This is a genomic window from Marinobacter confluentis, from assembly GCF_004785685.1.
Taxonomy (GTDB): Bacteria; Pseudomonadota; Gammaproteobacteria; order Pseudomonadales; family Oleiphilaceae; genus Marinobacter; species Marinobacter confluentis.
Genome location: NZ_SRPF01000001.1, coordinates 246,590 through 262,392 on the forward strand (window position 1 = coordinate 246,590; position 15,803 = coordinate 262,392).

Annotated in this window: 11 protein-coding genes; 8 read left to right on the forward strand and 3 right to left on the reverse strand. The window is 60.0% G+C overall.

Translation table 11 applies throughout. The features are described 5' to 3' along the window. Positions 1 to 127 precede the first annotated feature (127 nt). The 6 genes from E5Q11_RS01200 to E5Q11_RS01225 are packed head-to-tail and all read left to right on the forward strand — an operon-like array spanning position 128 to position 7,181. Positions 128 to 1,570: an aldehyde dehydrogenase family protein gene (locus E5Q11_RS01200; protein WP_135801585.1), complete on the forward strand. Its 1,443-nt coding sequence runs from the start codon at positions 128 to 130 to the stop codon at positions 1,568 to 1,570. 10 nt (positions 1,571 to 1,580) lie between these two features. Next, a complete protein-coding gene (locus E5Q11_RS01205) occupies positions 1,581 to 2,582 on the forward strand; it encodes a dipeptidase (protein WP_135801586.1) in 1,002 nt (333 codons plus the stop codon). Positions 2,583 to 2,622: 40 nt separating this feature from the next. Further along, on the forward strand, positions 2,623 to 4,257 hold the full coding sequence (locus E5Q11_RS01210) for a BCCT family transporter (protein ID WP_135801587.1): 1,635 nt from the start codon (positions 2,623 to 2,625) through the stop codon (positions 4,255 to 4,257). A 3-nt stretch (positions 4,258 to 4,260) separates the two neighbouring features. Further along, positions 4,261 to 6,006 (forward strand): hypothetical protein, encoded by a 1,746-nt coding sequence (locus E5Q11_RS01215; RefSeq protein ID WP_135801588.1) that lies wholly within the window; start codon positions 4,261 to 4,263, stop codon positions 6,004 to 6,006. Beyond that, on the forward strand, positions 6,003 to 6,770 hold the full coding sequence (locus E5Q11_RS01220; RefSeq protein WP_135801589.1) for a DUF3726 domain-containing protein: 768 nt from the start codon (positions 6,003 to 6,005) through the stop codon (positions 6,768 to 6,770). Before E5Q11_RS01215 ends, E5Q11_RS01220 begins: the two co-directional genes overlap by 4 nt. Positions 6,771 to 6,785: 15 nt before the next feature. Then, positions 6,786 to 7,181 carry a RidA family protein gene (locus E5Q11_RS01225; RefSeq protein WP_135801590.1) on the forward strand — a complete coding sequence of 132 codons (396 nt, stop codon included), beginning with the start codon at positions 6,786 to 6,788 and terminating at the stop codon, positions 7,179 to 7,181. A 16-nt stretch (positions 7,182 to 7,197) separates the two neighbouring features. On the opposite strand, the gene E5Q11_RS01230 is transcribed toward E5Q11_RS01225, so the two are convergent. Genes E5Q11_RS01230 through E5Q11_RS01240 form a run of 3 tightly spaced genes read right to left on the reverse strand, consistent with a single transcriptional unit; the run spans position 7,198 to position 10,129 of the window. Continuing rightward, the gene (locus E5Q11_RS01230) at positions 7,198 to 7,590 is read right to left on the reverse strand and encodes a hypothetical protein (RefSeq protein WP_135801591.1); all 393 of its coding nucleotides are present in this window, start codon (positions 7,588 to 7,590) and stop codon (positions 7,198 to 7,200) included. Then, positions 7,587 to 9,080, reverse strand: coding sequence for an amidase (locus E5Q11_RS01235; RefSeq protein WP_135801592.1), 1,494 nt, complete (start codon positions 9,078 to 9,080; stop codon positions 7,587 to 7,589). Before E5Q11_RS01235 ends, E5Q11_RS01230 begins: the two co-directional genes overlap by 4 nt. Positions 9,081 to 9,124: 44 nt before the next feature. Next, complete coding sequence (locus E5Q11_RS01240) at positions 9,125 to 10,129, reverse strand: hypothetical protein (RefSeq protein WP_135801593.1); 1,005 nt, start codon at positions 10,127 to 10,129, stop codon at positions 9,125 to 9,127. A 191-nt stretch (positions 10,130 to 10,320) separates the two neighbouring features. Here E5Q11_RS01240 and E5Q11_RS01245 point away from each other — a divergent pair, with 191 nt between their 5' ends. Continuing rightward, complete coding sequence (locus E5Q11_RS01245; RefSeq protein ID WP_449806447.1) at positions 10,321 to 12,024, forward strand: autotransporter assembly complex protein TamA; 1,704 nt, start codon at positions 10,321 to 10,323, stop codon at positions 12,022 to 12,024. Next, on the forward strand, positions 12,021 to 15,791 hold the full coding sequence (locus E5Q11_RS01250) for a translocation/assembly module TamB domain-containing protein (RefSeq protein ID WP_225314983.1): 3,771 nt from the start codon (positions 12,021 to 12,023) through the stop codon (positions 15,789 to 15,791). Before E5Q11_RS01245 ends, E5Q11_RS01250 begins: the two co-directional genes overlap by 4 nt. Positions 15,792 to 15,803: the final 12 nt, after the last annotated feature.

A 15,803-nucleotide genomic window follows, 5' to 3' on the forward strand; every position in this document is an offset into this window, starting at 1 on the left:
GTCCCGATCTGTCTCTGATCTATTTTCGATTTCAACATAAGCATAGCTTATCAAAACTGCGATATTTTTGATTATCCTTATTGGTGCCTGGCGTCTAGGCTTAGGGGAATCTTTATAGGAGGAACCCATGTCACAGTCGCACGCACTTTATATCGGTGGGGAGTGGGTCAAGGGCGAACAGCCTGCCCAGCCTAACCAGAACCCGTCAGACCTGAGCGATATCATCGGCCACTATGATCAGGCCAGCGCCGGGCAGGTAAGGCATGCGATTGATGCAGCACGGGCAGGCCAGAAGGTCTGGGCGGACACCGGGCTTGAGGCCCGTTATGGCGTGCTGATGGCCATTGGCAACGAGCTGATTGCGCGCAAGGACGAGTTGGGTGAACTGTTGGCGCGGGAAGAAGGCAAGCCGTTGGCGGAGGGCAAGGGCGAAGTCTATCGCTCCGGCCAGTTTTTCCATTACTACGCCGCCGAAGTGCTGCGCCAGATTGATGACCGGGTGGCGTCTGTGCGCCCCGGTGTTGAGATTGAAACCCGCCGGGAGCCTTTGGGGGTGATCGGCGTGATCAGCCCCTGGAATTTCCCCATGGCCACCGCCGTCTGGAAAATCGCGCCAGCGCTGGCATTTGGCAATGCGGTGGTGTTCAAACCCGCCAACCTGGTGCCGGCCAGTGCCTGGGCATTGACTGAAATCATCAGCCGCCAGGACCTACCTGCGGGCACCTTCAATCTGGTGACCGGCAGCGGCCGTGAGGCCGGTGAAGCCCTGATTACCAGCCCCCACGTTCAGGCCATCACCTTTACCGGTTCGCTGGAAGTGGGTCGCCGGGTGGCCGCTGCAACGGCGGCCAACCTGGTGAAGTGCCAGCTGGAGATGGGGTCAAAGAACGCTTTGATTGTGCTGGACGATGCCGATCTGGATCTGGCGGTTGATGCGGCCTTCGCCGGCGCCTATTCCGGTTCCGGCCAGAAATGTACCGCGTCTTCCCGGCTGATTGTGACGGATGCGGTGCACGATGAATTTGTGGCAAAACTGACGGCGAAAATGGCCAGCGCAAAGGTCGGTCCGGCACTGGCAGACGGTACCATGATCGGCCCCATTGCCAGCGAAAGCCAGCTTGCAGCCAATCAGCGCTGGGTGGATGTGGCTCTGAAAGACGGCGCCACACTGGCCTTTGGCGGTGAGGATGTCAGTGCAGGCAGCGATGGCTACTACATGCAGCCGGTGCTGTTCACGGACACCACCAACGATATGGCCATCAACCGTGATGAAGTCTTTGGCCCTGTCGCGTGTGTAATTCGCGTGCCGGATTACGAAACGGCGTTGGCCACCCTGAACGACACCAACTACGGCCTGACCGCCGGCCTGATTACCCGGTCTCTGCACTGGGCCAGCGATTTCAAGGCCCGCGCCGAGACCGGCTGTGTGATGGTGAACCTGGCCACCGCCGGTACTGATTACCATGTGCCTTTTGGCGGCCGCAAGGAATCCAGTTTCGGCCCGCGGGAGCAGGGCCAATACGCCCGGGAGTTCTATACCGTGGTGAAAACCTGCTACATCAAGGCCTGAGGACGCAGAGATGTCACAGTCTGTACTGACAATCGATGGCCTGCAGTACTCGAACTGGTCCCGGGCCATTTTCGAGGAAATGCGCGAGGGCGGTGTGGACGCGGTTCACGCCACCCTGGTGTATCACGAGAATTGCCGCGAGACCCTGCTGCGCTTCGGCGAATGGCAGCGCCGGTTTGAAGAGCATGCGGACCTGATCATGCCGGTGTATCACCCGGATGATATTGAACGGGCCCGGGAAACCAACCGGGTGGGCATCTTTTTCGGCGCCCAGAATTGCTCACCCATTGAAGATGATGTGGACCTGGTGGCGATCATGCGGCGGCTGGGGCTGATGATCATGCAGCTGACCTACAACAACCAGAGCCTGCTGGCCTGCGGCTGCTATGAATCTGAAGACAGCGGCGTTACCCGTTTTGGCAAGCAGGTGATCCGCGAAATGAACCGGGTGGGCATGTTGATTGACATGTCCCACAGCTCCGAGCGCTCCACTCTGGACGCCATTGAGCTATCGGAAAGGCCGGTGATTATTTCACACGCCAATCCGGCCAGCTTTCATGCGGCCAAACGCAACAAATCCGATAAGGTTCTGCGGGCAATCGCCGAGAGTGGCGGCATCCTGGGTTTTTCGGTTTACCCCTTTCATCTGAAAAACGGGCCCGACTGCACCCTTGATGAGTTTTGCGGGATGGTCGCCGACACGGCGGAGCTGATGGGTATCGATCATATCGGAATGGGCACGGACCTGTGCCAGGGCCAGCCGGAATCCGTGCTGACCTGGATGCGCAACGGCCGCTGGACCAAGGCCATGGACTATGGCGAGGGCAGCCAGTCGAACGCGGGCTGGCCGTCGCCGCTGGCCTGGTTCAGCGATAACCGGCATTTCGGCAATATCGCCGAGGGGTTGCGCCAGAGAGGATTCAACCAAGAAGAAGTCGAGAAAATCATGGGGCGCAACTGGCTCCGGCAATTAACCGAAGGCACTCAGCCCCAGCCGGGCGCTGTGTTCTGAGCATTCAACCAAGCACCAACAACAAAAACAGGTAAACGCCATGACAACATCAGCCAGTTCCACGGCGGCTTCTAACGCGACCAGGGAAACGGGAGCAAGGCGCTTCGGCGACCCCATCGTGCTGGGCCTTAGCATCGGTTTCATTCTGCTGTTTCTTGGCCTGTCACTCTATGATATTGAGTGGACGGCCGGGTTGATTTCCAGCGGTTTTGCCTGGACGGCATCAACCCTGGGCTCTTTCTTTCAGTTGCTACTCCTGCTGACTTTCCTGATCGGCATGGGGGTTGCCATTTCCCCGGCCGGCAGTGCCAAGGTGGGCAATCTGAACACGCCGGAGCTCAGCACGTTTAAATGGCTGTCTATCATCATGTGTACGCTTCTGGCGGGCGGCGGCGTTTTCTTTGCGGCCGGCGAGCCGGTGTATCACTTTGTGGTGACGCCGCCGGTGTTCAGTACCGAAGCCGGCACAGCGGAAGCGGTTGCACCGGCGCTGGCGCAGTCGTTCATGCACTGGGGCTTTCTGGCCTGGGCCATTCTGGGTACGCTTTCTGCCATTGTTCTGGCCCACGCCCACTATGTCAAAGGCCAGCCGCTGCAGCCCCGTACCCTGCTGTATCCGGTGTTTGGTGAGCGGATCATGCAAGGCTGGTTTGGTGGCGTTGTGGATGCGGCCTGTGTGATTGCGGTGGTGGCCGGTACCGTCGGTCCTATCGGGTTCCTGGCCACCCAGGTCAGCTTTGGCCTGCATGAATTGTTCGGCTTTCCCGAAGGCTATGGCACCCAGCTGGTGATACTGGCGGTGCTGGCGGGGGTTTACGTCACATCGGCGATGACCGGCATTCACCGGGGCATCCAGATACTGAGCCGCTTCAATGTGTTTCTGGCTCTGGCGATTGCGGCCGTTATTTTCATCTTCGGCCCCACGCTGTTCTTGACCAACGCCTACACCCAGGGCTTTGGTGAATACATCAACTCATTCTTTGCCATGGCAACGGTGACCTCGGTGACGGCGGAAGGCTGGTGGATGCAGTGGTGGACCATTTTCTTCTTCGCCTGGTTCCTTGGCTACGGCCCGCTGATGGCGCTTTTCGTGGCGCGCATTTCCCGGGGCCGCACCATTCGCCAGATGATTCTTGCGGTGGGTGTGATGGCGCCGGTAGCCACCACCGTCTGGTTTACCCTGCTGGGCGGTTCCGGCATTTTCTATCAGCTGACGGGGGTGATCGACCTGTCTGAAGCGCTGAACAATTTCCAGTTTGACGTCGCCACCCTGACCATTGCCCAGGCGCTGCCCGGGGGCTCCCTGATGGCACTGGCGATACTGATGCTGACCACGATTTTTGTGGCCACCACCGGCGACTCAATGAGCTATGCCATTGCCGTGGTCAGTGCCGGTCACGACGACCCTGAGCCGATTGTTCGCGCCTTCTGGGGGGTGGCCATGGCGTTGATGGCAGCAGTGCTGCTATACATGGGGGCAGGGCAGATTAGCGCACTTCAGCAGTTCATTGTCATCACCGCCATACCCGTGTCGCTTGTGTTGCTTCCGTCACTCTACATGGGCCCGAAGTCGGCCTATGCCATGGCCCGGGAACAGGGCATTGTGCCGCCCAAGGGTGAAGTGGCCCTGGTGGGTGAAACCACAGGTTCGCCTCAATCCTTGTCGGGGAAATGAGAAATGGCTACCCAGCTGGATGTTCAGACACCACTGAAACTGCGCCCTGCCGACCGGGTGATGAACCTGGTGCGGCTGGGTAGCCTGCACGCCAGCCGCCTGAGTTTTGCCCGCAGCCTGGTGCGCCAGATGGCGCGGGAAGACTGGACCGTGACCAATGTCCGTAATGACCTGGATGATCAGGGGCACGGTGTGGTTGTCTATCGGCTGCAGACGCCCCACCACGTCTACCATGGCGTGGTGTTTTCCCAGCATCTGGAGCCGGAGCGCCGGTCTGACCGGGTGATTGCCGAAGCCTGGGACGTCACCTTTGCTCTGGTAGAAGGCGCGGTGGAAGACAGCCTGCTGGAGCAGATGGCCGCCAACGTGCCGCTGCAGGAAGCCGGGAGGCAGCACCCCAGATTGCTGGTGTTATCCCGTGCTAACAAAAGCCTGCGTAACTTTGATCACTTTGTGACGGCGCTTGCCACAGGTCATCAGCCGGACCCCGCCTGGCTTACCCGGGTGGGCTATCTCTATCGCACAACCGCCGTGTATGGGAACGGTAAATTTGGCATCGCAGACTACGCCCGTCTGCAGAAAAATCCTGACTTTTACCGGCCCTTTTCCGCGCAGATGTTTGCTGTTTATCTTCTGCGCCATTTTTCTATTCAGCAGGTCGAACACCTGGCCCGATGCCGTGCGCCGGGCCGGGCGGTTGGGCTTGCACCGGCTTTGCAGCGTTACCTGGGTATCGGCAATTCCACCGGCCTGGGCATGGCGCCTTTCCTGATTAACCATCCGCAGTTGATTCAGCAGTGGGTGTATTGTCGCGAACGGGCTCTGGCCTGGGCGCGGGAGCAACCACCGACAGAAAGCTCGCGGGTGCATCTGATGACCCTGCTGCGCCGGGCGCACCAGCATTTTGTCGAGACCGTCACCGAGGATAACGAGCAGACACGGCGCAACCAGGCGACTGTGGCCTCCATCGACGCCATCATCCGTTGGCTGGATGGCATGCAGGCCACGCCGGACCTGTGGGATGAACTGCTGGACTGGGCCGACGACAACTGCTCGCTGGAAGGCCAGGAACTGATCAACACGCTGTTGATTGAGCTCTACCCGGACCTGATTGATGCCGCCGAAGACGAGCTTGGCTGCGAGGAGATACTGGAGCTGCAGCCGGAAATGCGGGCAGTCGCGCTCAAGCAGTTGATCGAAACCCGATTTGCCTGGGCACTGGAATACGACCCCAAGAATCCCGACCACAAGTACTGGTTCTGGTATCGCTCGGTTGAAAAAGAGGAGCCCCGGCTGGGTGTACGTGCCGAGGAACCGGGGGCAGAGAAAGAATTGCCGCTGGGCATAGGGCCGCGAATTCATCGCACTTACCAACTGCTGGATGCCTTTCTGGATCGCAGCCCCCGGGGTTCGGTGGTGGAATTCCTGATGGCGCACCCCGGGCAGAAGGAATGCGTGCGACGCATCCAGACCATGGGTGCGACGTCTTATGGTGAGATTCAGGCCAACCTCTGGCACCGGGACATGAAACCCATGCACCTGTTGCGCACCAAGCTGTCGTTTTTTGGCGCCAGCCGGTTTGACCCCAAGTCAGACCGCTGGGTGCGGGTGACTCTGTTTCAGGGGGCACCCCTGTTCTGCGAGCTGTTCAGCGACCACGGCACTGACAAGGCGCGGCTGGCGGAACTGGATGACTGGAGCTTCCCGGTGGAGCCGGATGCGGGCTCTCTGACTTCAGGCGTCCTATGAAAGTATCGTTCAATGAACTGCAGGGCATGGGCCGCAAGGCCTTTATCGGGATTGGCTTTGCCGAGGGTGATGCCATTGATGCCGCGGAAATGGTCGCCTGGATGGAAGCTCATGGCCTGGGGGGTGTGGCGGCCCTGAAAAAAGGCCTGGACTACCTGCTGACCGAAGACCCGTCTGAAACCCCGACTCTGGTATACCAGGATGCTGATTTCAGCGTGCTGGACGCCCACAACCACAGCATTCTGGGCAACGCCAGCCTGGCAGTGGAACTGGGCTATGCCCGGGCCCGGGCACGGGGCCTGTCGATCACCAAGATCCGCCGCTGCCATAACCGGGTGCTGGTGATTGGCTATCTGTCCCGGCTTGCGCGCCGGGGCATGAATGTGACCGCCTTCTGGCGTAACTCCCACGAACCATTGATAGAGCAGGTGGTTGGCTTCAAGGCCGGTCATCCGGTGCCGGAAATCTGCGTGTACAGCCTGGAAGACGTGCCCGATGACACGGAAAAGAACGACGGCATCACCCTGATCATGGCTAACCATGTGGACCTGCTGCCCAGCCTGCGCTCGGATTACGACCTGACCAACCTGATGCGCCAGACCGAGGAAGACCTGGAACGGCAGCGTGACCAGGCCCTGGTGGAAGGTCTGGAAGTGGACGATCAGCTCTGGAAAACCCTTAAAACCCTGGCTGACCGGCTTCTGGTTGAGGCCTCTGAGGCCTCACGCAGTGGCGCCGGGGCTGGCAAAAGTGATAACGACTGACCGGAGAACCAACGGATGACAACTGCGCCACCAATCAAGCCTGTCGCCACCGAACTGCCGCGCTCTAAAGCGCCTCTGGAATGGGCGGTCAGTGCTAACGGCATCCTGTTCACGGCGCAGATTCCGATTGACGCCAGCGGCCAGGTCGTCGACGGCGGTATCGAAGCCCAGGCCCGGCAGACCATGGCCAACCTCAAACACACTCTGGACTGCGCTGGGGTAGGGATGGCGGGGCTGACCCAGGCGCTGATCTATGTCACTGACCGGGAACACCTGGCCGCTGTTAATCAGGTTTACGGGGAATACGTGTCAGAACCCTATCCCAATCGCGCCGCCATCATCGTGTCCGGTTTTGCCCGGGCGGAGATGTTGGTCGAGATTGTGGCCTACGCGGCGGTTCCTGACGGATAAGCGGGGACAGGCGGCTTCACTGAAACTGGGTATAACACTGTTGTCGTTTCTCAGCCAGGGCTTTTGATTCTCTTGTGTCAGTAGCCAAGTCGTAGCGGTCGATCACAGCGACAAACCTGCTCATGTAATCGCACTGGTCCATTGGCGGAAGCCATTCCAGGGGGCCGCGGCCACCGCGTTGTTCGATGGCCGCGTCGCTCAGAACCATCTGATTTTTCGGGTCCTGCAAGAAGGCATTTACCCTGTCCTGGTTCCAGTCGAGCGCCCCTCTTTCCCTGACATAGTCGAGAGGTACCACCTGTGTGTTGCGGACACTGGTGCCCGAGGAGATGACGCCGATTACAACCACCGCGCCTATCATCGCTATCAATGCGGCAGATACCACCTTGGTGACCGGTGACGTTTTCATTCCGGAGGCTCAAACCCGGCCAACCCCTGTTTTTCCAGAAGCTCGGCGAAGCGGATGGTGGTCAGGTCCATTCCCGGCGCGCCGATTACCTGAATGTTATAGGGCAGGCCATTTTTTGTCCGGCCAATGGGCACTGATGTGGCCGGCAGGCCCAGCAGTGTGGCCAGGGCAATCCAGCAGAACTGGTCCATGTAGGCGCGGGGTTTGTCGGCGACGGTGATGGTGCGCTTGAACACAGGCTTGCTGTGATCATGGGGAATGGCAGCGGTCGGGGTGATGGGGGTCAGCAGCACATCGAACTCTTCAAACAGCTCGGTGATCTGCTTGCGCATTTTCTCCCGGGTTTCGTTCCAGGGCATCCATTCGTAGACCGGCTGGTTGGCGCCGCGCCCGTATTCGCCGATGTGGGCGGTCACCGGGCCGAACAGGTGAAGCCACTTTTCCAGGCGGGCGATCCATTTCATCTGGCGGCGTTGGGCGCTGTTCAGGGAAGTGCTCAGCAGGCTGCCCAGCAGGTTGAAGTAGGGCGGCAGAATGTGGGTCAGGTTGAGCAGGTTGTGCCTGGCCTCGGAGACCAGGGCACCATGGCTTTCCAGTGTGCGAGCCAGTTGCCGGTAGCCGTCGGTCAGTTCCTGATCAATGGGGCAAAGCAGGTCAGATAGCCACAGACCGACTCTTGCCTGTTCCAGGGAGTCGAATGTCGCTGGCGCCATGGCGAGCTTCCAGCTGGTCTGTTCCCGCTCTCCCGGTCCTGCGATCACGCTCAGAAGCAGCGCCAGGTCGCCGGCGGTTCTGGCCATGGGGCCGCCTTCGGCCAGGTCGGGCTGGGATTCGGTGCCGGGCGGCCCTGGCACGTGGCCGCGGAATGACACCAGTGTGCGGGACGGCTTGTGGCCGAACACGCCACAGAAATGTGCGGGAATGCGGATAGAGCCTGCCAGGTCACTGCCGACTTCCAGTGGCGTCATGCCAGAAGCCAGCGCCGCAGCTGCGCCACCCGATGACCCGCCGGGCGTGTGGTCCGGGTTGTAGGGGTTGCGGGTTACGCCAAACAGTTTGTTGTAACTTTGCAGGTCGGTGGCGTAGATGGGCACGTTGGTTTTGCCGATGACGATGGCGCCGGCGTCTTCCAGCCTTTTAACGACGTCGGCATGGCGTTTCGGCCGGTGATCTTTCAGGGCGGGCGCCCCGGCGGTGCAGGTCATGCCGGCCACTTCCCAGGTGTCTTTCAGGGTCAGCGGCAGGCCATGCAGCGGGCCGATCGCTTCACCCCGGGCCAAAGCCGCATCGGCTTCGCCGGCACGGGCCATTGCCTGGTCCTCGTCCAGAGTGATAACAGCATTGATCTGCGGGTTTTGCTCCCGGATTCTCGCCAGCATGGCCCGGGTCAGTTCAGTGCTGGTCAGGCTGCCGTTCTGCAGCGCAGCAACCAGTTCGGTGGCAGACTGATAGTACAACGGGGACTGCGACACACTCTGCGACACACTCATGGAAACCTCGTCTAGATGGAAACCCTGTCCGACCAGTTGCCTGCTCAGGGCAGATTCTCACGCCAGTGCTTCACCTTCACCTGGGCTTTAACGGCCTCCAGTATTTCGGTCAGCAGGTTGATCAACGCTTCGTTCTGTACGTGTTCCTCACTGCCATCCGGCTCAGGGAGGAAAACATTCACGATATCTTCAATAAACGCGTGGTTCGATGACAGCGCCAGGTCTTCAAGAATCTGGTGAATCACGTGGGCAACAATATCGCCAACGCACTCTTCCAGGGTTTCCTGAATGGTCGGGCCGACCACCGGCAGATACTTTAACCTGGACAGCTCCAGGTTCTGCTTTAACGCGTTATCTACCCGGGTCTCCAGGTAACTGCGCAGAGCTCCCCTGTTGGGTACGTAGCCTTCTCTGGCGGCTTCTGCCACGCGCAGGGATAACCAGTCGGTCAGCATCGCCCGGCGGGGGTATAGGATGTCGTTCTGTATGCGATCAAACAATGGCGAGCCACGCCGGATTTCATCCTGTGCCCCGGACAGCACTTTGATCACAATCCTGTCGGACAGCTCTTCCAGAAACGCTTCGTAGTAGAAATTGAAGAACTGGAAGATCTTGGTCTGGGTAACATCAATTACCTTGTACTGATGCAGGCGGTAGATGATCGATATGACCCGGAGTATCCGTAAGAACCTGAAGCTGCCCACCGGAATGCAGCCAATAATGTCGTACCAATGTATGAAGGGATAAAAGTACCAGCGCGCGTAGACTTTGGCCTTGACCGCATAGCCCCAGCGCACAATAAATTCGGTCAGGAACACCGCGACAAACGCCAGGTCGTACACAATGAAGTTGTTGTGGATTGGCCGGTAGAACTCATTGATGGCCGGTGAAATGGCACTCAGGCCGTTCTGGACGATTTCGAACCCGTACACCGAATCAAAAATAATAAAGGCCAGGTTGATGATCAGTAGCCCCAGCATCAGGAAATCGATCGCAAACCAGATCAGCTGGTGGCTCTTCTTCAGGTTGTCTGTGTTAATTTTAAGCATTCAGGCGTCTGTTTTTGATGATGTTCAGTGAGATTAGCCTACCATGGATTAACTTGACCTGGTTCCGGGAAACTCCCAGTGTAATTCGACCAGACGCTTACATTTCAACGAGACCTTCAAGAAGCAGGATGCGCCACCCCCGATTTTTTACACGTCGCACTTTCAGCTGTCGGGCCCTGCCCGGACTTTTAGTGCTCTTCCTGGTTGCCCCGATCTGTATGGCAAGCCAGGTGTCGGTTGAGGTTGAAGGCGACTACCCGGCACTGCAGGAAAACGCCGAGGCCTTTATCCAGGGGGTAGAGGGGCGTTCCGCCGATGGTCTGCGCCGTTACGTCAGTACCGCCAGGGAACAGATACGCAACGCCCTTAAGGCGCTGGGCTATTATCAGCCCGAAATTGACTGGGAAATCAGCCAGCCCGACGAAGATGAAACCCCGGCACAGCTGCTGATGCGGGTAAAACCGGGCGAGCCGGTGCTGGTTCGGTCCCGCACGGTGACCATCAAGGGCCCGGCCGCGGAAGACAGTGAATTCAACCTGAACCTGCCGCCCCGGCCTGCAGAAGGCGATGTGCTGAACCACGGCCAGTACAATGCCCTGCGTGAGACCATCCGCAACACGGCCAGCCGGCTGGGGTATTTTGATGGCCAGTTCGAAACCCGAAGACTTGAAGTGAACCCGGAGGCAAGAACCGCAGACATCACCCTGATTTTTGCAAGTGGGCAGCGGTTTCGCCTCGGGGATGTGCAGTTCCGGGACGGGCACGGCTTTGATAACAGCCTTCTTGAACAGTTCGTGACCTTCGAAAAGGGCACCGAGTACCACTCGGACAAGGTTGCGAAGCTGAGCAATGATCTATCGAACAGTGGCTACTTTGCCAACGTGGATGTGGATGCTGATCCGGCGACCGCAAACGACGGCGTTATACCGGTCGATGTCACCTTGCGCACCCGTGACCCACGGTCGGTTGCCGCCGGCGTCGGCTTTTCCACGGATGTGGGGCCCCGGCTGAAGGGCAACTGGCGCGAACACTGGATCAATTCCATGGGCCACCGCCGGGGCGCGGAAACCGAGTTGTCCCAGCCGCGCCAGAACATTTCCGCCTGGTACGAGTTGCCTCTGGACCCGCCGATGACGGATTCGATCCGGCTTTCAGCGGGTTACCAGCGGGAAGACATCGAGGACGTGGAGTCCGAGCTTTATACGCTGGGGCAGCAATGGAAGCACCAGCTGGATTCCGGCTGGATGCAAACGGCTTCCATCCGCCTGGAAGAAGAGCGATTCCGTTTTGGTGACGGCTCCGAAGACCGAAGCCGTCTGTTGTTGCCGGGTATCGGCTATTCCCGCCTTGAAGCCAATTCAGCCTTTGATCCTTCCCGGGGCTACCGCATTTCGGCGGAAGTGACCGGGGCGCACCGGGCGGTGGTGTCCGACGCCGACATTCTTCACGTGTTCCTGTTGGCAAAGGGCCTTTATACCCTGGCGGACGATCATCGGTTGCTGTCTCGCGTTCGATTGGGCGGGGTGGCGACCAACCGGTTCGAGGATGTGCCGCCATCGCTGCGTTTCTTTGCCGGCGGTGACCAGACCGTTCGTGGTTATGGCTATGAAACCCTGTCGCCTGAGGACAGTGAAGGGGTTGGTGTGGGTGGCCGCTACCTGATGGTGGGCAGCGTGGAGTATCAGTACGAATTCGTCGACAACTGGCGAGCGGCGGTGTTTGTGGATAAGGGCAATGCCGTCGACAATCTTTCCGATTCACTGGCAACCGGCGCAGGGGTTGGCATTCGCTGGATCAGCCCGGTTGGGCCAATACGGTTTGATATCGCCAAGGGGTTGGACCCGGAGTTCGGCGGTGAATGGCGGGTTCACTTTTCCATGGGGCCGGAGCTATGACCGAAACCCGGAAACCAGAAACCGATACTGAAAACGAAGCACCGGTGGCGAAACCCCGGCGGCTCCGGTTCTGGCTGTTGATCGTTCTTGGGGTGCTGGTTCTGCTGCCGGTTGTGCTGATTGGCGCCATTCTGCTGGCCCTGAGATCGGAAACCGGCACTGCCTGGGTGATTGAGCAGGTACCCGGGCTTGAGGTCACCCAGGGACAGGGGTCTCTGTTGGGGCAGTGGCAGGCAGACACTCTGAACTGGCGCGGGTTTGGCGTTGGGGTTGATGTTCAGGCGCCCGTTGTCAGCTGGTCTCCCGGATGTCTGATTGAAAAGGAGCTGTGCCTCGACCGGCTGGAAGCCCGTGCCGTTGACGTAAGCCTGTTTGGTTCCGCATCAGACGACTCGGCACCGGAGCCCATCAGTCTGCCGCAGTTGAACCTGCCATTGGCAGTGACCGTGGGTGCCGTTGATATTGGCCCGCTGACGGTGAACGACGGCGTTATCTGGGACCGGTTCCGGTTTGGGGCCAGTGGCTCCGGTGCGGACTGGTCGGTGTCCCGTCTCAGTGTCCAGCGTGATGATATGTCCCTGGATGTATCAGGCAGGCTCGAAACCCGGGGCGACTGGCCCCTGGACCTTTCAGTGCAGGCACAGATCCCGCCCCCCGAGGGCGATCAATGGCTGCTGGACCTGAACCTGACCGGCAGCGTGGTTGAACTGCTGTTGCGTGGCACCAGCGAAGGCTACCTGAACGCCGATGTGTCAGGTCGGCTGCAACCTCTCGAACCTGCTCTTCCGGCAAGGCTGAGACTTCGTACCGCCCGCTTCACGGCGCTGAGTACCTTGCCGGAGACCCTGACCCTGCTGGACACAGAAATAAACGTGAATGGCAGCCTTGAAAACGGATTCAGGGTCGACAGTACCGGCCAGTTGCCAGGCAAAGACGGAAATATTGGCCTGGCCCTGGACGGCCTGGTAACCACCACCGGCGCCCGCGACCTGGATCTGCGCCTGACCGGGCAGGGCACCGGCGATGCCGACACCGGCAGCGTCGCGGTGAATGGCAAGGTCAGTTGGGAAGAGGCGCTGGCCCTTGATGCGACGGTGGCGTTGGACGCCTTTGCCTGGTTCAACCTGCTGCCTGATGTGGAGCCGCCACCGGTGGTTCTGAACAGCCTGAACGGCGAGATTGCCTACCGGGATGGCCAGTACCAGGCCAGTCTGGAGGCCGTCGTCGATGGCCCTCAGGGCAGGGCGAATCTGGCCTCGGATATCGATGGTGACCTGGAATCTGTGAAGCTTTCTCAACTAAGGGTAGAAACGGGCGCGGGTTTCCTGAATGGCCAGGCGGACATTAGATTTGCGGGCCCGGTAACCTGGCAGACAAGCCTGGCGCTGAGCGAATTCAATCCCGGCTACTGGGTACCCGCCCTGGAGGCAAGCCTGAATGGCGATGTGACCAGCGAAGGCCGGATACCACCCGAAGGAAACCCGGAAATCCAGGCAGCCTGGGACCTGACCGGAAACTGGCGGGCCAGTGAAGCCAATATACGCGGCAGCCTGAACCAGGCCGGCGATACCTTGGTTCTGTCGGATCTGGAATTGCGGGTTGATGAGAACCGGATTGCCGGCCAGGGGCAGTGGGGTCCGGAACTGGCGGGTGATTTCCAGCTGAATCTGCCACAACCTCAGCTTCTGCTGCCGCAGCTTGAGGGCTCACTTACCGGCCAGGTGACGGCCAGCGGAACCCCCGATGACCCCAGGGCATCGGTTTCCGTGTCTGGCAGCGATCTGGCCTGGGACGATCAGGTAGCGGTCGGCCAGGTTGATCTGTCCGCAAGCCTGACTGAGGGCCAGACCCTGGCAGGCGACCTGAAAGCCTCATCCCTGGAGGCAGCCGGGCAGGCGCTTGAAAGCCTGTCCCTGAGCCTGGCAGGCACCCGGGATGACCATCGCCTGAGTATCGGTGCAAGCCATTCCGAAGCAGACCTGCTGTTCCGGTTTGCCGGCGGCTTCGGCGAAGCCTGGACGGCCTGGCAGGGACAGCTGGCCGCGGGCGAGATTGATGTGACCAGCCAGGATCAGTTCTGGCGGCTGAACCGGCCTGCGGACCTGGCTTACAGCGAGGCCGGAAAGCTGACCTTTGGCCAACACTGCTGGACCTGGGAACAGGCTTCGGTATGCGCCGGCCAGCAGACCCTGCTTCCGGACCCGGCGCTGGATTATCAGATACGGAACTTCCCCACGACCGCATTGGCGCCGCTGATGCCTGAAGCCCTTCGCTGGGACACCCTGCTGGATGCCGACCTGACCTTCAGAACAGCCGATTCAGGCCCGGAAGGCAGCCTGTCTGTGGATGCCGGCGACGGCGAGTTTTCCGTTCTGAACGACGATGAGTGGGAGGTATTTCAATACAACGCGCTGACCACACAGGTTGAGCTGCTGCCGGACCGGGCCAATCTGGTGTTCAACCTCCAGGGCCCGCGCCTGGGCACTCTGTCTGCGGATGTCAGCGTTGACCCGCAATCGGAGGCTCGAAACCTGGATGGCAGTTTCCGGATTTCTGAGCTGGATATTGCCCTGGCGGCGGTATTTGCCCGGCTTGAAGAGGTCAAAGGCCAGCTTAATGGCGAGGGTCAGATTTCCGGCCCACTGATGAAACCGGCGGTGAACGGTGAGATTGCCCTGACCGGCGGTGAGATTACCGATCCTTCGCTGCCCTTGCCACTGCAGGACATGGTCGTGAGCGTGACGCTCAAGGGTTACCAGGCGGACCTTTCCGGGCGCTGGAAAAGTAATGAACGGGGCACCGGCGCCCTGGACGGTGAGGCAAGCTGGGAATCAGAACCGCAGGTGGACCTGCGCCTGACCGGCAAACGGCTGCCATTCCTGTATGACCCCTACGCGCAGATCGAGATTGAGCCGGATCTGAGGATCGCCTTTGGTCCAGAGGGGTTGAGTATCAGTGGTCAGCTTGATGTGCCCCGGGGTGAGATCGAGATCACCCAGCTGCCAGCGCAGGCGGTATCGGTGTCCGATGACGAGGTGATCGTGGGCGCCGAACAGGATGAGTCCCAGCCGCTGGCTCTGAATATGGACGTCAAGGTTGTGGTGGGTGAGGACCGGGTGACATTCAACGGTTTCGAGGTGATCGGCAATCTCGATGGCACCCTGCGGATTGGCAACAACATGGATACCCGGGGTTCCCTCCGGCTGCAGGATGGTCGATATGAGGCGTACGGCCAAGAACTGGAGCTCAGGCGCGCCCGTCTGCTGTTCACCGGGCCCCTGGCGCAGCCCTATCTGGATATCGAGGCGATTCGCCGGGTGGATACAGTAGTGGCCGGTATCCGCCTGACGGGCCCGATATCCGCGCCCCAGACAGAGGTGTTTTCAGAACCGAGCATGCCCCAGACCGATGCGCTGTCCTACCTGGTTCTGGGCCGCGCACCGGGTGGCCCGAGCCAGGGCGGTGAAAGTGCGATGCGAAATGCGGCGATTTCCCTGGGCCTGAACCAGGCGGCGGGAGTGACCCGGGGAGTGGGTGAGGAACTGGGCATCCGTGAGCTGACCCTTGAGGCCGAGGGCTCCGGTGACGAAGCTGCCGTGGTCGCCAGCGGCTATCTGACCGAGGACCTGAGCCTGCGTTACGGCGTGGGTATTTTCGAGCCCATTACTACGGTAGCCCTGCGATATGACCTGGGCCGGTATTTCTATCTTGAGGCCGCCAGCGGGCTGGCGGCATCGCTGGATATTTTCTACACCCGGGATTTCTAGGTTGGGAGCTGT

Excerpts from the sequence above, each read along its gene's own strand:
- E5Q11_RS01215 (WP_135801588.1), top strand. The coding sequence starts at position 4,261 with ATGGCTACCCAGCTGGATGTTCAGACACCACTGAAACTGCGCCCTGCC.
- E5Q11_RS01225 (WP_135801590.1), top strand. The coding sequence starts at position 6,786 with ATGACAACTGCGCCACCAATCAAGCCTGTCGCCACCGAACTGCCGCGC.
- E5Q11_RS01250 (WP_225314983.1), top strand. The coding sequence starts at position 12,021 with ATGACCGAAACCCGGAAACCAGAAACCGATACTGAAAACGAAGCACCG.
- E5Q11_RS01235 (WP_135801592.1), bottom strand. The coding sequence starts at position 9,080 with ATGAGTGTGTCGCAGAGTGTGTCGCAGTCCCCGTTGTACTATCAGTCT.
- E5Q11_RS01220 (WP_135801589.1), top strand. The coding sequence starts at position 6,003 with ATGAAAGTATCGTTCAATGAACTGCAGGGCATGGGCCGCAAGGCCTTT.
- E5Q11_RS01200 (WP_135801585.1), top strand. The coding sequence starts at position 128 with ATGTCACAGTCGCACGCACTTTATATCGGTGGGGAGTGGGTCAAGGGC.
- E5Q11_RS01230 (WP_135801591.1), bottom strand. The coding sequence starts at position 7,590 with ATGAAAACGTCACCGGTCACCAAGGTGGTATCTGCCGCATTGATAGCG.
- E5Q11_RS01205 (WP_135801586.1), top strand. The coding sequence starts at position 1,581 with ATGTCACAGTCTGTACTGACAATCGATGGCCTGCAGTACTCGAACTGG.
- E5Q11_RS01210 (WP_135801587.1), top strand. The coding sequence starts at position 2,623 with ATGACAACATCAGCCAGTTCCACGGCGGCTTCTAACGCGACCAGGGAA.
- E5Q11_RS01240 (WP_135801593.1), bottom strand. The coding sequence starts at position 10,129 with ATGCTTAAAATTAACACAGACAACCTGAAGAAGAGCCACCAGCTGATC.